Source organism: Bradyrhizobium sp. CCBAU 53338 (genome assembly GCF_015291665.1).
Taxonomy (GTDB): domain Bacteria; phylum Pseudomonadota; class Alphaproteobacteria; order Rhizobiales; family Xanthobacteraceae; genus Bradyrhizobium.
In genome coordinates, this window is the sequence record NZ_CP030048.1 from 3,185,232 (window position 1) to 3,203,067 (window position 17,836).

Consider the following 17,836-nt stretch of genomic DNA (forward strand, 5'->3'; position numbering starts at 1 on the left):
GCGTGAGCATTCCCATCGAGCTGAAAGGCGTTTCGGTGAAACTTGGCGATATGGTCATCGCCGATCAGATCAATTTAGACATCGCGCCTGGTGAATTTGTCTGCCTTCTGGGGCCTTCCGGGTGCGGAAAGTCAACGCTCTTGAACGTGATCGCTGGCTTTGTCGAGGCCCACGGCACGGTGCTTGCCGGAGGCATCCCGGTGAAAGGCCCCGGGAAGGAGAGGGGCGTCGTCTTTCAAAGTTCGGAGGCGCTCTTTCCCTGGCTCAGCGTACGCCAGAACGTCGAATACGCGGCGCGTCTTCGCGGCGTGGGTCGTGCCGAACGCGAAGAAAAGGCCGATCGCTATCTTCGGATGGTCGGGCTGTCAGCTGCCGCCAATCGCTATCCCGCAGAGTTGTCGGGTGGAATGCGTCAGCGCGCTCAAATTGCGCGCGTTCTAGCCAATGAGCCCTCTGTCATTTTGATGGACGAGCCCTTCGGTGCGCTCGATGCCCAGACGCGAGAGGTCCTGCAGGTTGAGCTTGAGCGGATCTGGCGCGAGACAGGAGCATCCGTGCTTTTTGTGACGCACGACATTGGCGAAGCCATATTGCTGGCCGACCGCATCGTGACAATGAGTGTCGGTCCCAGAGCCAGGATCAAGACCGTGGCAAAGGTCGATATCCCGCGTCCCCGCGAGCTGGCCAGTACGCGCGCGATCGAGCTTTTGCAGAGCTTGCGCAGCGACATCGCAGTGGAAGTAAACAAGGTATTGGCTTCGCAAGGGCTGACGCAAGGAAGCAGAGTATGAAAGCCATCAGCATGACACCGAACGTTTCGGTATCGTTCGCAAGGCTTTTCAAGAAGCTTTCCGTTGGGGGACTGCTCTACCCGACTTTGTCGATCCTGTTTGGACTGGGTGCCTGGCAGCTGCTCAGTCTCTGGTTTCTTCCTATCTTTCTGCCATCTCCCGCCCTTACCTTTCGGGCCCTCGTCGAACTCGCGCAGGATGGTAGTCTTTGGCAATCCATCGTTGCTTCAACGTTTCGTATCTTGAGTGGCTGGTTCGCAGGCGTCATCGTGGGGATCCCTTTGGGTATCGCCATGGGATATGTCGGCGTCATCCGCAGACTTTGTGAGCCCTACATCGAGTTCTTCCGCTTCGTGCCTCCGATCGCGTTCGTAACTTTGGCCGTCATCTGGCTGGGTCCGGGCGAAGCATCGAAGATCGCATTGATCTTTTATACGACCGTCTTCGCGGTCACTCTGAACGCTATCGCAGGTACCATTGCGGTTCCGGAGATAAGGCTGCGCGCCGCAGCAGCTCTGGGGGCCAGTCGACCGGCCATCCTACGGACGGTCATCGTTCCTTCCGTGGTGCCGCATCTGGTGACCGGCGCTAGGATCGCCATGGGCAACTCGTTTCTCACCATCGTATCCGCGGAAATCGTCGCGGCTGATGTGGGACTCGGCGCTCTCATCTGGAACGCGCGAAATTATGGCCGCACGGATTGGGTCTTTGCCGGCATCCTTACATTGGGATGCCTTGGCTTCCTATACGACCGAGTGTTGCGCGCGCTCTCTTCGGCGGCGTTCAAGCGCTTTGGAGTCAATTTCTAGAGGAGATGCACGATGGATGCGCGAGCCACAGTCACTCACCTGGTGAAACATCTGGCGAGCGGAGCGGTCAAGGTCGTCGATCTGACCGCACCTCTCGGCCCCGATACGCCGGTGATCGAACTTCCGCCGGAAGCCGGCAAAAATTCTCCACGCGTAAAAGTGCACAAGATTTCGCGCTATGACCAGGATGGACCTCTTTGCGCGTGGAATTGGATGGAGCTCGGCGAGCACACCGGCACCCATTTCGATGCGCCGGTTCATTGGTATACCGGCAAAGCCCTCGCAAATGCGTCGACGGACACCATACCGTTGCAGGATTTTATTGCCCCAGTCGTCGTGATTGATCGTTCCAAAGAGGTACAGAAGAACCCCGATTATTTGTTGACGGCCGAAAGCATCCGTGAGTGGGAAGCCGAACATGGCACGATCACTCACGGCAGCTGGGTGTTACTCCGGACCGATTGGCATAAACGGAACACGTCGACGAAGGAGTTTCTGAATGTCGATGGTAACGGACCGCATTCACCAGGGCCGGCGGCTGACGCGATCGCCTATCTGCTGGACAGAGGAGCCCTTGGTTTTGGATCCGAGACAGTTGGGACTGATGCTGGATCCGCCTTTATGATGGATCCGCCATTCCCGGCGCATCACTACTTGCATGGCGCAGGTCGTTATGGACTGGCCAGCCTTGCCAATCTCGACCAATTGCCGCCGACCGGCGCAATCCTCATCGCGGCGCCGTTAAAATTGGTCGGCGGAACTGGCTCGCCCCTACGCGTAGTCGCGATCGTCCCAACCTGATCGCATAAGCATTGTTCCCAGACGCCGCGAAGCCGGCGCCATGAGGACAGTGTGGCTTATGGGAGAGGGCAGCACTCATTCATCGGGCGCGCCACAAGCATCAAATATCGAGGAAACAATGGCTCACACGCCAACTTCGAATATCGATCTCTTCACGCAGGACAGCATCACGAATCCTTATGCTCTGTACAAAGAGCTAAGGGATCTCGGGCCGGTGGTGTGGCTCACCACCAACAAGATCTGGGCCATTCCCCGATATGAAGAAGTCAAGTTTGCGCTGAAGACCTGGGACACGTTCGTCTCGTCTCGAGGAGTGGCGATGGATGCCGCCGTCAACGCTGCTACGTCGGGACCCAAAGCGAACTCACTCACCACGGATCGGCCCCTCCACGACGACATTCGGCGAATTACATCCGCGCCGCTGCTTCCTGGTGCCCTGAAGGATATCAAACCCTTGATCGAAGAGACCGCCCGAAAGACGATTGAGGAGCTTTGCGGACGCGAATCTTTCGAAGGGATGAGTGAGTTGGCGCAAGTGCTGCCTCTGACGATCGTATCCGATCTTGTCGGCCTTCCCACGTATGGCCGGGAGTCGATGCTGCGATGGGCGGCAGCGACCTTCAATGCCATGGGCCCGATGAATGATCGCGGCAAGAGCGCCGTTGAGGAAATCAAGGAGCTTCACGAATTCTGTTTGAAAGAGGCTATCCCCGGAAAGTTGCGCCCGGGAAGTTGGGCCGATCGAATCTATAAGGTTGTCGGCGACAACAAGGCCCTTGTTGATCGTTGCCCGGCAATGATGCGGGAGTACATCGGACCAAGTCTTGATACTACCATCTTCGCGACGGGCCACATACTTCGCCTGCTCGGAGAGAACCCGTCCCAGTGGGCGTTGCTGCGTAACGAGCCGGCGCTTATCCCCGCGGCGATCGATGAGGCGCTGCGCCTTGAGTCCCCGGTGCGGACATTCACGCGCTTCGTCCAGAAAGACACGGAACTTGCCGGCACGGTGCTACCGGCAGAATCCCGCGTTTTGATCATGTTTGCATCGGCAAACCGAGATGAGCGCAAATGGGAACGGCCGGAAGAGTTTGTCGTCACGCGCCGCCCCACCGATCATTTGGCTTTCGGTCACGGCATCCATACCTGCGCCGGTATGCATCTTGCGCGACTCGAGATCACGAGTTTGCTCACTGCGATGATCGAGAAGGTCGACACCATCCAAGTGGGGAAGCCCGAAGTATTCTTCAACAATACGCTCGGTGGCTACGCATCGCTGCCGATGAGATTCAACAGGGGATGAAGATCGCTTCATTCAGACATAACAATCTGCGGGCGTCTCGTCGACCTGCATTCTAGACTGAGAGCGCCTTTAGGATGCCAAACTTGCTCAATGTAAAAATTGCGGCCAAAAGGCCGATCGCTACGGATATCTGCCTGCTCGAACTCTCAAGTGTGAGCGGCGAGCCGCTACCAAGCTTCAGTGCCGGTGCCCATATCGACGTCCATGTCTCAAATGGGGTCGTGCGCCAATATTCACTCTGCAATGCCGTTGGTCAGGACCACCGCTATCTGATTGCCGTGCTTCGAGAGCCTGAGTCGCGTGGTGGCTCCAGCGCCATCCACGACAAGCTAGGGGTTGGCGATGTCATCGAGATCAGCGAACCCCGGAACAACTTCCCCTTAGCGAAGCCGGGCGACAAGGTCCTTCTGCTGGCCGGCGGGATCGGCATTACGCCGCTGCTGTGTATGGCCGGACGACTGCACCAGTCGCGCGCGCCGTTCGAATTGCACTACTGCGCTCGGTCAATCGACCGGATGGCATTTCGCGAGTACCTGGCGACTTGCGATTATCGGGAGCAGGTGCATTTTCATTTCGACGATGGAGACGAAAATCAACGGCTGAATCTGGAGAAAGTTCTTCCGGCGCTGGGCTCAAAGTCGGATATCTATGTCTGTGGGCCGAGCGGCTTCATCGATTGGGCGCTTAAAGCAGCGCAGGCCGGTGGAATACCTTCTGATCGGCTGCACAGGGAATACTTCTCGGCCCCACCCGTCGCGTCCGGACCAAATGATGCGTTCGAGATCGTCGTTGCGAGTACCGGTCAGACGCTCACGGTTCCTGCAGATCGGTCGGCCGCGAATGTGCTGATCGAAGCGGGCGTTCCGCTTGCTGTATCCTGTGAGGAGGGAATCTGCGGATCGTGTATCACCGGCGTGCTCGAGGGGATTCCAGATCACCGCGACGCGGTGTTTACCGATGAAGAACGCGAGGGAGGAGATCGCTTTACGCCGTGCTGCTCGCGAGCGAAGTCGGCGCGCTTGGTGCTGGATCTCTAAGGGCCGCGCTTCGCCACGTCGAAAATAGTCGAATGAAGTGTTCTCGGGCTGCGCCGCGGTAGTGCAGGAAGGGACGCGTCATATGTGTGTGGCGTAAACGGCGCCAATGCTCACGCGATGGTCGGTACGAACGCCCGCATTCGACAGATCAGCACGTACAGGGCGACGATCGCCATCCGAGAGAACCACATTGCCAACCGCATCGGACTGTCGCTGTGCGCCGCTCGGCGCGGGGGAGCCAAGATCCTGATGGATATTGGTGGGGAGGACGCGTTTTCAGGCTAACTTGAACCGGAGTTGCTTGAGGCGGCATGCAGGCAGGCGGCTCACGACGACGTCCGGGATGCGACCATAGATCTTACTTCTTATCGACATTCTGGATAGACATTTGGCATACCGAACGCCTCGCCGCGGGAACGGCGATCTGGCCGTTTCGGGAGGTGGCCTAAGAGCATCAATGGGATATTCGAGCGGCTGCCGCGGCGCCTGGCGTCCTGGTCTGGCGGCAAGAGGACGTCCGGGCTTTCGAGGGCGGTCTCGATCGCCTCAGTCGGCGCTGGAACATTTCGATACGAGAGCCAACACGCGCAGTGGACTGCCGGAGCCATTTCTGATCTTGAGCGGCGCAGCAATGATTGTCGCCCCTTTCGCGGGAAGCTTGTCGAGATTGCAAAGGCATTGCAGGCCGTATCGTCCTGCGCCGTGGAGGTAGTGATGCGCCGGGTACGGCGGCTGAAAGTGGCCGGCTTGACCCGCATCCGTGCCGATTGTTTCGGTGCCAAATCCCAAGACATCACGCTGCTCGACCAGCCAACGGATGACGGACGCGTCTGGACCGGGGGTGTGCGCGCCATCATCCCGAAGATTGGCATAATCCCGACCGGTTCGCTTCGACCAATCCGTCCTCAGGAAGACCCAGCAGCGGGGGGGAATGGCGCCGTGCTGTGCTTCCCAGGTCTCGACAGCAGACACGGTCAGTAGAAAATCGGCATCCGCTTGTGCTGATTGCGAGCAATCTATGACGCATGCGGGCGCGATCATGTGCTCGACGGGCATGGTTTCGACTGAGTTGCTCGGCAGGTCTCTGCCTGTAAACCAGTGTATTGGCGCGTCGAAATGAGTGCCGGCATGCTCACTGAACGAGACGTTATTCCAGTAGGCCGCAGGCCCTCGCGAATCGTAGTGCGAGATTTCTTCGATCCGAATGGCGGCCGCCTGGCCGAGTTCAGGCGGAAGCACGATCACCGGAAAGTCAGGGCTGAGCGTAAAAGTTAGATCGACGATGCCGAGCTCGCCCGTTGCAACGGACGTCACCAGGTCAAGGGGGGCGGTGGCGTGGGGCATGACCGGTTTCATTTGGGCAAAGTGCGACAAGGGGCGGGAGCGGCTTGGCAAATCAATGCACATTGGCAAGATGTTCGCTGCAGAATTCAGCTCGTGTGTATACTGAAATATCTTATGATGTGCATGTGGTCAATGAAGGCTGAGGGGGTCTGTTGACGGCCGAAAACAGGGGAACGACGAGGCAGTGTCCTTCGCTGTACCGTGCCATCGAAGCCCTCTCCAAGAGATGCCGCCTCCGACAACGCCGATCGAGGCATCGGCTGTCAGCGACGTGCCATCGTGCCACCTGACGCCTTTGCGAATCTCCAGCGAAAACCTCTTTCGAGAAGCGTGGGGCGGGGAGCTTCGAAAGCAAGCCGATAGGCACGGGCCTCCTTTTTTAAACGAATGACGTTCGCGGTCTGTAGGATCGCGGGCGTAGCTTTTGTCGTTTTCCTCCCGCTCCGTGTGAGAGGCAATGCCAGATTTGCGGGCGACTCCGTCTCGCATGCAGCGCTGTCGCCTCGGGATGCGGCGACCTCACTGTCACGGTTTGCAAGTTTGGCGCTGACGCAATCCGCCGGACAGGCTCGGCTATTCCGGCAAGATCGGCGGCTTGGGCGTGAAGCCCGGTTCATACACCTGGTCGGCTTCAAGCTTACTCCCTGTGACCTGCACGTTCGAATTGATGAACGCAAAAGTCTTCGCAAATTTTTCTGGGCTGATATGACCGAAGCCGTTGGTCCTGACATCGGCGTTAATCGCGATCCGCTCGAGCAAGTCAATTTCGTCGCGAACGATGCTGCGATCGAGCGCCGGCACCCGCTTGACCATGATCGCAGCGGCTTCATCGCGATGAGCCAATGCATATTGCCAGCCTCGGATAGCAGCACGCACAAAGCCGCGTACGGTTTCCGGATTGTGATCCAGAAAACTCTTGTTGACGCCGATTGAATTCGAATAGAGGTCGAGACCGTAGTCAGCAGCGAAAAGGCACACGGCCTCTTTACCGGGCGCCGCACGACGAATGGCGGGAGCGGCCATCAAGAACTGATCAATACCATCAACTTGCCCGGCAGCAAGCATCGGAACACGTGCCGCGGCATCGATATTGACGACTTCCAGCTTGGAGCCGTCTAGATGGTTCATGTTCATGAAGGCGCGCCAGATCTGTGGGATAAAAGACGCAGAGCTCGATCCGAACTTCAATCCCTCAAGCTGCGCAGGTCTTGTAACGTTGGCGCCTGGCTTCAGGGAATAGACGCAATAAGGTGCCTCGACATAGGCGGCCGCCACGATCTTAATGTCGCCACCGGCCTTCCCCGATGCAACAAGGCTGGGGACGTCGATCAGGCCAATCGGGGCCAGTCCGGTGACCACACCACGGATCGCGTCGGCTGTTCCTTTCGAGGGGAGTATTTCGACATTGAGGCTTTCTTCCTTGAAGTAGCCCTTCTCGAGGGCGACGTACCAAGGCGCGTGCCGGCCAAGGCTGATGAAGTCGAGCATAAACTTGATATCTGTTTCAGCGGCCGATGCAGCGGGCAAATGAGCCGGGATGATCAACGCCAGCGCAGCGGCGATGCCGCCCAATTTCTTTAACATTGGTATTAGCTCCGTTGCGCCCCTTCGAGCTCGCAATTATTGACCAGAGCAACATCATAAGATATTTCAGTAGACATACAAGATAATCCATCAATCAGGTCCTTATCGGCTTTTTCCGAAAAGGCCAGCGACGGGAATTGGAAAGAAGGGGGATGAGCTTCGTCGAAATCCTAAACGTCCGTAAGGTGTTCCGGAGCGACGGAAAGGAAGTCGTCGCGCTGGACGAGGCAAATCTGAGCTCTGACGAAGGGGAGTTCGTCGCGCTACTGGGTCCGAGTGGATGCGGGAAAACGACACTACTGCTGGTGGTTTCGGGGCTTTTGTCGAAGACATCCGGCTCAGTAAAGATCGGCGGTCAAGAGGTCGATGGCCCATATGCGAACTACGGCTTTGTCTTCCAACAGCCGAGCTTGATGCCTTGGCGCTCGGTTCTGCAGAACATCCTCTTTCCCATGGAGATTCTGGGCCGTAACGATGGGAAGGCGAGGAGAAGGGCGGGCGAGCTCCTAGAAATGACTGGCCTAAAGGCGTTCGCAGAAGCCCGCCCGCACGAGCTTTCCGGAGGGATGCAGCAGCGAGTTTCGCTTTGCCGCGCGCTAATTCACAAACCGAAGCTGCTGCTGATGGATGAACCGTTCGGCGCACTTGATGAGTTTACGCGCCTTGAGATGAACGACCTGCTTATCACGCTACAGGCTGAGACCCGCGCGTCTGTCTTGTTCGTGACGCATTCGATATCGGAGGCGATCTACCTCTCAAATAGGGTGCTGGTTTTCAGTCGTCGACCGGCTCGTGTGGCCGCTGAATTCCGGATCAACTTACCGACGCCCCGAAACCAGGCGTGCCGTTTCACTCCTGAGTTCACTTCAGCCGAGCGACGCGCGACCGAGGCGCTTGGCTTGCTCACTACGAACGAACACGAGCGCTGCAAATGACAAGCTCTCTACCGTCCCGAGTTGTCTATCCTTGTACCGGTGCCGCGATCATCCTGTTGCTCTGGTTCACAACATGCTGGTTGTTAAAATTGCCTGAGGTGGTTCTGCCAGGGCCCGATCAGGTGGCGCTTGCATTCATCGATAGTCTCGGCCTTTTGGTTCGAGAGGGGAGCGTGACCCTCGTCGAGACCCTGCTGGGCTTCCTGCTGGCGCTGGCGATTGGGCTGCCGCTCGCGATTGCAATTGCGAATTCGCGTCCACTCGATTTGATGTTTTCTCCTCTCCTGGTGGGATTGCAGTCAGTGCCGAAAGTCGCATTGGCGCCGATCGTTCTGGTCTGGCTCGGAACTGGTCTCGCATCAAAACTTGTGATTGTTTGGCTCGTGGCCTTCTTTCCGATTATTATTGACACAGCGGAGGGGCTTCGATCGACTCCTCGAGAACTCATTCAGCTTGCGCAGAGTTTGAAAGCATCGCGCTGGCAAATGTTCTCCAAAGTCCAGTTTCCGGCAGCGTTGCCATTCATTTTGACTGGAGCCAAGGTGGCTATCACGTTGGCTCTTATTGGGGCAGTAATTGCCGAATTCATGGGATCAAGCAGTGGGCTCGGCTACCTCTTGCTGAGCGCCACTTCGCAGCTCAATACGCCATTAGCTTTTGCGGCGCTTTTTGCGTTATCTTTTGTTGGCCTTGGCGTTTATGGGGGCATCGAGTTGGTCGAGGTTGCGATTGCTCGCTGGTTGCCACCCCGTTCTCACGCGCGGTGATACAGTTACGGAACAGTCGAGGCATAGATAGCATCGGCGCTATCTATCCGCAGCAGAAATGGCGGGATCACGGTTATTATCGTCGGACACTGGCGCACGGGACAACCTTAGACCTCGCGACAAAGGATCGGGCTGCGAGGCAAGGCGGAGTTCATGCAATTGAATCTCCGGGCGAGGTCGTGCTCGCCCATCCATGACGAAACCAAGAACCGGGTAGACTTGACGTAGCCCCTTGCACTTGATGACGCGTACTAAGTTACTCTGGCCGCAGCTTGCTACAAGAGTCATTGTTGCGATCTGGGCGTGACCGAACTTTGCACTGTCGATGCGTCTTTCGGCGGACCGGCGCGTCGTGGTCGGCGGTCCGTTGGCGTTTAAGAGAAGGACATTTGTCCGTTTCTCACGGGGGAGAGCCAACTTCTTCACGACTAAAAGCTCCTGATTGTCGGGTGCCTGCTGCTCATCGTGGTGCGGTTCGCGCCTATTAGACTTCCTGCTGCCTACTCTCATCGTGCGGCGGGGCGGCGATGACGCGGGAGAGCGAGGCGGTTCTGAACGTCGACGTAGTCGGCGTCCACTTCAGGGACATCAGCGCACTTTAAGAAGGTGAGCTTCGCCCAACGACGTGACGAGTTGGCTCTTCTTTTCAGCCCCCACGGCGCCGGCCAGTAGGTCAATACTTGTCATTTCTAGAGTATTAAATTCGCGATTGGCGCAAAACCTCGGTGTCGTTCGATTGCCACGACGAGTGTCCATGGATACGCTTTCATGTTGGCCCGCTGCGTGCCCTCAGCCGCCTTGGCAAGGCTCGGTAGTTCATTTCAGAAGAAGAGAAGGCTATGGTCCTAGGAGCGAAAGTCGGAACGGCGCTATATCAGTTTTCTCCGCCTCCCGGCATGCCTATTGTGGACGCGGACCCGTTTTCGGACGAAAATCTCGCATCGCCCTACGAGCTGCACCAGCTCGTACGCGAGGCCGGGCCAATTGTCTGGCTTTCGCGTTACAATATCGCCGCCGTCGCTCGCTATGCGGAGGTACGTGAAGTATTCGCAGATTGGCGCGTCTATACATCGACGCGAGGCGTTGGAATGGCTGACTATGTCCGACACGGCCGATTTCGAATTCCGAGCCTCATTCTTGAAGTGGATCCTCCTGAACACACGAAGAATCGCTCGATCATGATGCGTGCTATGTCACCTGTCGTCATGGACGAGCTTCGGGACCATTTCAAACAAGCCGCAGACAGAATGGTTTCGAGCCTAGTCGGGCGTAGGCGATTTGATGCGATAAGCGACCTCGCGGAGGCTTACCCACTGCTTGTCTTTCCGGATGCGATCGGCATGAAGCGAGAAGGTCGCGACAACCTGCTTCCATACGGGGATATGATCTTCAATTCGTTTGGACCTGCCAATCATCTGTTCGAGGCCTCGGCACCGCGAGCCGAGCAGGCATTTCCCTGGGTAAGGGATCAGTCTCTGCGGAAGAACCTGTCCGCTAGCGGGTTCGGGATGATCATTTTTCAGGCGGTGGACGCAGGAGAGATTTCCGAGGAGGACGGTGCGCTGTTGGTCAAGTCATTCTTGACTGCCGGGGTTGATACGACAGTGAGTTCACTGGGCGCCGCACTTTATTCGCTCGTCCGATTCCCTGAGGAATGGGAAAAGCTGCATGCAAATCCGAGCCTCGCGCGAGCCGCATTCGAAGAGGCGATCCGCTTTGAGTGCCCGGTGCAGACGTTTTTTCGAACGACGGCCCAAGAGACCGAGTTTGCCGGCTTCACGTTGGAAGAGGGAACAAAAATCTTGTTGTTCCTAGGAGCAGCCAACAGGGATCCGAGGCAGTGGCCGAATCCGGATCGCTATGACATCTTACGGCGAACAATTGGTCACGTGGGCTATGGGCACGGCATCCACGTCTGCCTTGGTCAATTGCTTGCGAGGCTAGAGGGTGAGGCAGTCCTTTCGGCTTTGGCAAGGCAGGTCCGCTCAATCCGAAGTGTGGCTGAGCCGGAGCGACGTTTAAATAATACATTAAGGGGGCTGAAGAGCCTTCCGATAGAAGTTACGCCGGCGTGATGTGCTCCAAACTGCCGGTCCTGATTGGTGTCGGCCGCAGGAGAAACGTTGAAGATGAAAATCTGAAGAGACGGGCTGTTCAGCCAAAAACCCATGCGCAGGCAACGACCAAAGCTCGCAGCATTGCTCATTCGTTCTGCAAAATCGCCATCCCTCATTGAGGGTCTCCAGCGAGTTCATTCGCTCTATCGGGGAGAGTGTTAGCTGAATAGCCCGGACCGTCGAACCCAATCGCGGACCGGTCGCTCACGATCAACCCGACGTCTGAGAACGACGCGTGCAGTTGAAGATGTCCTGAACGTGGGACAGATGCCGGGCATTGCAACGACTTGTCGTCTTGTCGGGTGCGGCGGCCGCAAAAAAACTGATCTCGTTTCGATCAGGAAAACCAAACGATTCGTCCTTGGTTTATGCTCTTCGTTTTCGGCGCGTTGCTCGAAAAGTGATCCATTGTCATGATCGGCGCGGCTCCGCTAGCATTCTTCAAATGTGCAGTATGCTGGAAGAACAGCGCGCGCTCTAAGACGCCGAGTCGCGGCTGCCTTACCAGCTTCGCCTTTCGCGATGAACCCAATGGCGTCAAGCTACCGGCAAGCGCCAGTAGAGCAGGAAGGCCTGATGTCTGAGCATCTCACCAGACGCCGAGATGTAGTCATCGAGGGCGAAGGTAGCCGGAGCTGGTGGCGCAGTGGCCGCACATGTTCGTTTCCTACGAGCGGATCGTTTTTACCAGCGGGCGTCATGATCGAAGAAGGATCTCTGGCCAACGGATACTTTCGAACAGATACGAGGCACCCTACAGTCTGCCGGGCCGAAGCATCGAGCTCGTCGCGAAATTATCATAGTCGGTGGGAAGCGGTTGGATGAGGGCGCTCATCGTAGGCTGCGGGATCGGCGGCCTTACAATCGCACTAATGCTTCGCCAACGCGGCATCGAGTGTGAGCTCTACGACCAGGCAATGGATCATGCCGGACCAGATGTTGGAATCCATTTGCTTCCGCGCGCCGGACGAGAATTGGTGCAGCTTGGTTTGTTGGATCAATTGGATAACGAGGCCCTACGAATTTACGAGTCGGTGTATGCCGACGCGTTGGGCCGGGAGCTTCGGAGGAAGGCCCCTGGCGCCGATGCGCGCTTCGAATATCCTCAGTTTTCGCTGTCTCTAGGACGTCTGCAGAAGATGCTCAGCACCGCCGCATTAGCTCGGTTAGGATCCTCGCGCATCTATTTTGGACATCAACTTAAGTCCTTTACCCAGGACGAAGGAGGCGTTAGAGCCTATTTCTTCGACGAGCAGGGATCGTACTGCAGGACAGCAAGGGGCGACATTTTAATTGGTGCAGACGGGCATCATTCATCGGTTCGTGCTCTACTGTTTCCACATAATACGGGGCGCCGCTTTACTGGAAGAGTAGTCTGGCGCGGGATGCACAATTGGCCGATGTTTCTGACAGGACGTTCGATGTTCATCGCTGCGGCGTCCGCGTGCAAGCTGCAGGTATATCCGATTGCCAAAGGTCCACTGCAAAATCAGTGCTTGACGAACTGGAGCGTGCTTGCCGACATCGGACAAGCTAGGGAAGAACGGCAGGAGCCAGGTCCAGCGCGCCACGGATGCCTGGACGACATCATGCCTTATGCGCGGCGCTTCAGCATTCCTTATTGCGACACATCGGCCCTAATCCAAGCGACCCGTGAAGTGAGGGAGTATCCGCTGTACGAACGGGTGCCACTGCTTCGGTGGTCGTGCGGTCGTGTGACTTTGGTCGGAGATGCAGCACATTCAACCTATCCTGCCATCTCCAATGGCGCGTCTCGGGCGATATTAGGAGCGCGGTGTCTTGCCGATAAGCTAGCTAGTGCGGAACATCCCCGCCACGCTCTTCTCATGTATGAGGATGAATGCTTTCCCAAAGGGCTCCGTCGTTCGATGGCTCCCGCTGCAGATCAACCTTCCTCCACGAACAGCCGTTCGTGGCATGGCTCACAGCACTCAGTTACTGACAAGCCGTCGAATGTTGTAAGTCTGCCGCGACCACGCTCTAATGCGTCCGAGGATCATCCTCTCTGAGGAGGGCTCGCAGTTTAACACGCGCAGAAACGGATCGGTTACGCTATGCGTGCGAAGCCCTCGGGAGAACCGGGGACGATGATCCCGCCTGGGAGGCACGCAGACATCATGTCCGACGGTTGCGAAAACCTCCACCAGGCCGCGTTCAATCAGGACCTTCCAGTCGTGCCTGCTAAACTTCAGGTCCGCCGCCGCGTTGCGGCGTGTGACGCCTATGGATGTGCAATTTGCGAAGTGGCTTCCGAACGCTCGTCGCTTCCTCAGCACCATAAGGACAGAATGTGTTGATCCATGATGTCTGCGATTAGACGTTGATTTGACTTCAGGGCTCTTGGCGCGTCCCCTTGGAAAGAGTTGCCGTTGATGGCGTCTATCCCCTTGTTGACGCCGATCTCATATTTCTTCCTTAGAAATCTGTTTGCTGGAAGCGCATAGAAAATTGATTGGCGCTGCAGATCTCGCTCCGGATTTAGGAGTTCGTTGCGCCCGAACTGCCAGGCGGTATAGCGCTATGGCAACAGCTAAGCCACTGAGAATTCGTAAAGATCGCGCCGAACGTCGCTAATGCGATTTGCCAACTCGGACGGTACCACCGGGTGATGGTAGCGAAGGCGCGCTCTCTTTACCGCAAATCCCGTCCGGCTAACATGAAGCCGCGCGAGCACCGAGCGATCATTGGCATTCGCTTGGTCAGCGTCGGGCAACATTTACCGCGCAGCTTCGGAGAAAGCTTCGATGATCCTCATCTTAGGAGCAACGGGCCAGGTCGGGACACGTATCCTCAGCTCACTCTTGGAGGGCGGCATTGGCTCGACTCCCATTCGGGTGCTCGCGCGTCGTCCCGAAGCTGTACAAAAATTCGCGGGTTCAATCGTAGATGTTAGAAAGGGCGATTTCGAAGATCGCGAAGAAGTGGTCCGAGCCTTGGACGGCGTCACGGACGTTGTGCTCGCCACGGGCGACGACCCCGGGAATGCCGAGCGGGAGATTCGCTTGATCGAGTGGGCAAAGGACGCGACGATGCCTCGCATTGTCAAAATATCGGCAATCACCGCGAGTCTGACACCGCGGGTTAGCGTCGGCGTTGCTCATGGTGCCGTCGAGGATCATCTCAAAGCATCAGGTTTAAATTGGGTAATCCTGCAGCCGACGTTCTTCCTCCAGTCTCTCGCACTGTTCCGCGATCCCGTCCGGAAGCAAAATGTCTTTCCGCTTCCAACGCATGGTGGGGCCGTCGCCTTTGTCGATGTCAGAGACATTGGCGTCGCTGCCGCGCGCGTCTTGCTCGACCTGTCACTTTCGCGGAGAACCTTCATCCTTACCGGGCCGGAAGCCTGGACTTTGGGGCAGGTGTGCGCGGCGCTCAGTGAAAGGCTCGGGCGCAGGATCCGTCACGTCAACCCGCCTCATGTATTGTTCAAGGTAATGCTGTTTACGTTTGGCCGGATGCCGTGGAGCCATGCCAGCCTCATTTCCGGAGTTGCTAAGGCGTGCGCTGCGGGCGACGAAGCGAGTGTGATGACCGACTTGCGCGATCTGATCGGTCGACCCCCGCTCGGTTTGGACGCGTATCTCGATGAGACGATTGACCAATTCAGATAGTCGAATTTGCTCGGCCGTCGCTGGCAACCCAACGCTCTTGAGCCCGCATCCGGAGTTCGGCGATCACCGGTGATACAGCGCGTATCGGCTCGGGCTCAAGCCGTAACGCTGTTTAAATGCACGACAGAAATGAGAGATATCGCGAAAGCCGCATTCGAGCGCAAGTTCTGAAATCTGCTGCTGACCTTGCTTTGCTGACACGAGCTTCTGGGCGGAAGCCGCCAATCTCATATTGAGCAACATCTTGCCGAAGCTTGTTCCGCTATCCTGGCATATCTTGTGCAAGTTGCGAACTGACCAACCCAAGGCTGTCGCCGCGATCGCCGGTGTTAGGCATTCCTCTCGATAGGTCTGCGCCAAGTAACGACGCAGCAGTCCCGCGCGCATGGCAACTCCGGCAGCCAGTGGACCGTTGCCACATTCGGCCCCTTTAAGACTAGTGGAAAGCACGTCTAGGAACAGTTCAACCGAGATGTCGTCTTTCGATCCTGGTACATTAGACTCAATCAGCGTCTCTACGGCCGCAGCCAGCACACGAGGCGCGCCGGTATCTCGCGGCAACCGTCTAGCTATCGAAGAGTCGAGGTTGCTTTCGCCACGTTCTCTAAGCCAGCTCTGTGGAAATTGGATACATGCAGCGCGGAACGGATCACGATAGTTGATCCTGTACGGTTGCATTGCGTCAATCAACACGGCCTCGCCTGCATTAATTTGTGAGACGCCGTCCCGATGTTCCACGAAGCCATTTGCGTGTAGGTGAATATTTAGAAAAAATGTCTCGACGGGCGCTTTGCGAATACCCATCATCGAACGAGTGGCAGACTGACCCGGTGCAAGGAGAAAAGAGACTTTCAGTTCGCCTCTGTCCAAAGTGCTCAGGCGCGCCGAAAAGCTGCTCGCACTAAAGGGTTCGATTTCCAAATCGCAAAAAGTCTTGCGAAGTCGTTGTTGCCACGCATCAACGTCAGCATCCGCGCTGTGCGTAGCGCCAGCAAACGGAGCCGAAGGATCTTGCCGATGCGCACTTGCGCGCAGTGCCAAAGAATCAAGCACTGTCGTCCAAGCCGGCGTATTTGGCGCCGGATAGTATTGAAGCTCGTCACGGGGCACGGCTTCTCCTCCCTGTGACGACAGTAACATCAACTTCAATCTGGAGTCGACGAATGTTGTTCGCTTTCCTTCGGGGCTCACCCAGGGGTTGCAGCGCGGCGTGGCCATCTCCAGGCGGAGCTTTTGCTGCAATGCAACGTTTGAGACGGCCTTCGTGCGATATCCAATCCTCTGTAGGTGAACTTCGATCCGCCCGCATCGGAGAATAGTCGCGACCATCTGGAAAGCATTGCAAACCCTTCAGCTGGCTACTTCCGCTCAATCAGCTGGCCCACTTTCCCAAGGGGGACCCCATGGCCGCTCAACACACAATCGAAACGAAATTCACTCGTGAATACGGAGTACGTTATCCATTTGCTTGCGCCGGAATGGCCTTCGCTGGTTCAAGCCCGGCACTCCCCATCGCAGTCGGTCAAGCTGGAGGTATTGGTGCGTACGGCGTTGGCCCGCTTCCGGCCCCGGTGGTAGCTCAGCACGTCGCGGCAATTCGCGCGGCGGTAGATGCACCTTTGAACCTCAACTTCATTACACTTTTGACCGATGAGAGTCACATGGCGCTTTGCGAGGAGCTGCGACCTGCGATCGTCTCCTTTCACTGGGGACACCCTCGTCGACAATGGATCGAACGCCTACATCGAGCCGGGTGCAAGATTTGGGAGCAGGTTGGTTCGGTTGACGATGCTCGCCGTGCCGTGGGTGACGGCATCGATCTGATAGTCGCGCAAGGGACTGAGGCTGGTGGACACAACTATGGCAGCCTTCCGACATTCGTACTTGTTCCGGCGATCGTTGACGCGGTTGCTCCGGCGCTCGTGCTTGCCGCGGGAGGTATCGCCGACGGGCGCGGTGTAGCCGCAGCGTTGGCCTTGGGTGCTGATGGTGTCTGGGTTGGCACGAGAATGGTAGCGACGACGGAAGCGGACGTCTCCGCTGAGTACAAGGAGCGCTTGACGCGCGCCTGCGGTACCGAAACGACGTTGACCAGCCTTTGGGGCAGGCAGATGGGTGGGTTCAACCCGATGCGTGTCGTTGTCAACAAGATAGTGGGCGAGTGGGCTCATCGCGAGAATGCCGTTCCAAGTGATGGCGAGTCACAGCCGGTCGTCGGCGAGATGACGATGGCTGGTCAACGTATCGTTATGCACCGCTTCAGCAGCTTCGTTCCGCTGGCGTCCGCCGTCGCCGACATAGAGCAGATGCCCCTATGCAGCGGGCAAGGTGTTGGCGTCATCAAAGGGATCGAACCGGCCGCCGTGGTTATCGAGACGATGATGCGCGACGCTTGCGATATCATTGCCAATCTCAGCCCGAGGTCGAGATAGTCAGGGCATGCGCTTGGGATTGCAACGTTAACCGACAATGTCGCAACCGACGCCAAAACCTACGAGACCAGAGATGAGGCGCGAGCCCAGGTTGCTACTACATCGCACGATTTACAGCACGGCCCGCCGGCGCGCGACCATCGGCTATCTGCGGCCGATTGAGTGCGGGCGCATGATCGAATTGACTTAACTTGGTGTCCACCAAATCGGCAGCAGCTCGGTGGTCGAACGCGTGATCGACGCAGCGGTTCGCGGCTTCTCGCTCTCTTCCGTGCGATTTGCCT

The 17,836-nt window shown here is 57.2% G+C and carries 14 protein-coding genes; 11 read left to right on the forward strand and 3 right to left on the reverse strand.

Going from position 1 to position 17,836, the window contains the following annotated elements; all coding sequences use genetic code 11:
* The first annotated feature begins 2 nt into the window (after positions 1–2).
* From XH90_RS14840 to XH90_RS14860, 5 genes are all read left to right on the forward strand, one after another.
* Positions 3–791, forward strand: a complete 789-nt coding sequence (locus XH90_RS14840) for an ABC transporter ATP-binding protein (protein ID WP_246755823.1) — start codon at positions 3–5, stop codon at positions 789–791.
* A complete protein-coding gene (locus tag XH90_RS14845) occupies positions 788–1,600 on the forward strand; it encodes an ABC transporter permease (RefSeq protein WP_194482169.1) in 813 nt (270 codons plus the stop codon). The genes XH90_RS14840 and XH90_RS14845 overlap by 4 nt, the downstream gene beginning before the upstream one ends.
* A 12-nt stretch (positions 1,601–1,612) precedes the next feature.
* Positions 1,613–2,401: a cyclase family protein gene (locus tag XH90_RS14850; protein WP_194482170.1), complete on the forward strand. Its 789-nt coding sequence runs from the start codon at positions 1,613–1,615 to the stop codon at positions 2,399–2,401.
* Positions 2,402–2,519: 118 nt separating this feature from the next.
* The gene (locus tag XH90_RS14855; protein ID WP_194482171.1) at positions 2,520–3,704 is read left to right on the forward strand and encodes a cytochrome P450; all 1,185 of its coding nucleotides are present in this window, start codon (positions 2,520–2,522) and stop codon (positions 3,702–3,704) included.
* A gap of 74 nt (positions 3,705–3,778) precedes the next feature.
* On the forward strand, positions 3,779–4,741 hold the full coding sequence (locus XH90_RS14860; protein WP_194482172.1) for a PDR/VanB family oxidoreductase: 963 nt from the start codon (positions 3,779–3,781) through the stop codon (positions 4,739–4,741).
* Between the two features lie 546 nt (positions 4,742–5,287).
* Here the strand turns inward: XH90_RS14860 and XH90_RS14865 are convergent.
* A complete protein-coding gene (locus XH90_RS14865) occupies positions 5,288–6,085 on the reverse strand; it encodes a cyclase family protein (protein WP_194482173.1) in 798 nt (265 codons plus the stop codon).
* 573 nt (positions 6,086–6,658) lie between these two features.
* Complete coding sequence (locus XH90_RS14870) at positions 6,659–7,669, reverse strand: ABC transporter substrate-binding protein (RefSeq protein WP_194482174.1); 1,011 nt, start codon at positions 7,667–7,669, stop codon at positions 6,659–6,661.
* Positions 7,670–7,821: 152 nt separating this feature from the next.
* Between XH90_RS14870 and XH90_RS14875 the strand changes: the two genes are divergently transcribed.
* The 5 genes from XH90_RS14875 (at position 7,822) to XH90_RS14895 (ending at position 15,120) form a co-directional block, all read left to right on the forward strand.
* Positions 7,822–8,604 carry an ABC transporter ATP-binding protein gene (locus XH90_RS14875; RefSeq protein WP_194482175.1) on the forward strand — a complete coding sequence of 261 codons (783 nt, stop codon included), beginning with the start codon at positions 7,822–7,824 and terminating at the stop codon, positions 8,602–8,604.
* Between the two features lie 173 nt (positions 8,605–8,777).
* A complete protein-coding gene (locus tag XH90_RS14880) occupies positions 8,778–9,371 on the forward strand; it encodes an ABC transporter permease (RefSeq protein WP_246755825.1) in 594 nt (197 codons plus the stop codon).
* 839 nt (positions 9,372–10,210) lie between these two features.
* Positions 10,211–11,446, forward strand: a complete 1,236-nt coding sequence (locus XH90_RS14885; RefSeq protein ID WP_194482177.1) for a cytochrome P450 — start codon at positions 10,211–10,213, stop codon at positions 11,444–11,446.
* An 863-nt stretch (positions 11,447–12,309) separates the two neighbouring features.
* Positions 12,310–13,518 (forward strand): FAD-dependent monooxygenase, encoded by a 1,209-nt coding sequence (locus XH90_RS14890; RefSeq protein WP_194482178.1) that lies wholly within the window; start codon positions 12,310–12,312, stop codon positions 13,516–13,518.
* A gap of 735 nt (positions 13,519–14,253) precedes the next feature.
* On the forward strand, positions 14,254–15,120 hold the full coding sequence (locus tag XH90_RS14895) for an NAD(P)H-binding protein (RefSeq protein WP_194482179.1): 867 nt from the start codon (positions 14,254–14,256) through the stop codon (positions 15,118–15,120).
* 63 nt (positions 15,121–15,183) lie between these two features.
* Here the strand turns inward: XH90_RS14895 and XH90_RS14900 are convergent, their stop codons facing one another.
* Complete coding sequence (locus tag XH90_RS14900) at positions 15,184–16,260, reverse strand: helix-turn-helix domain-containing protein (RefSeq protein WP_246755876.1); 1,077 nt, start codon at positions 16,258–16,260, stop codon at positions 15,184–15,186.
* A gap of 263 nt (positions 16,261–16,523) precedes the next feature.
* On the opposite strand from XH90_RS14900, the gene XH90_RS14905 reads away from it, so the two are divergent.
* On the forward strand, positions 16,524–17,552 hold the full coding sequence (locus XH90_RS14905; protein WP_194482181.1) for a nitronate monooxygenase family protein: 1,029 nt from the start codon (positions 16,524–16,526) through the stop codon (positions 17,550–17,552).
* The last annotated feature ends 284 nt before the right edge of the window (positions 17,553–17,836 follow it).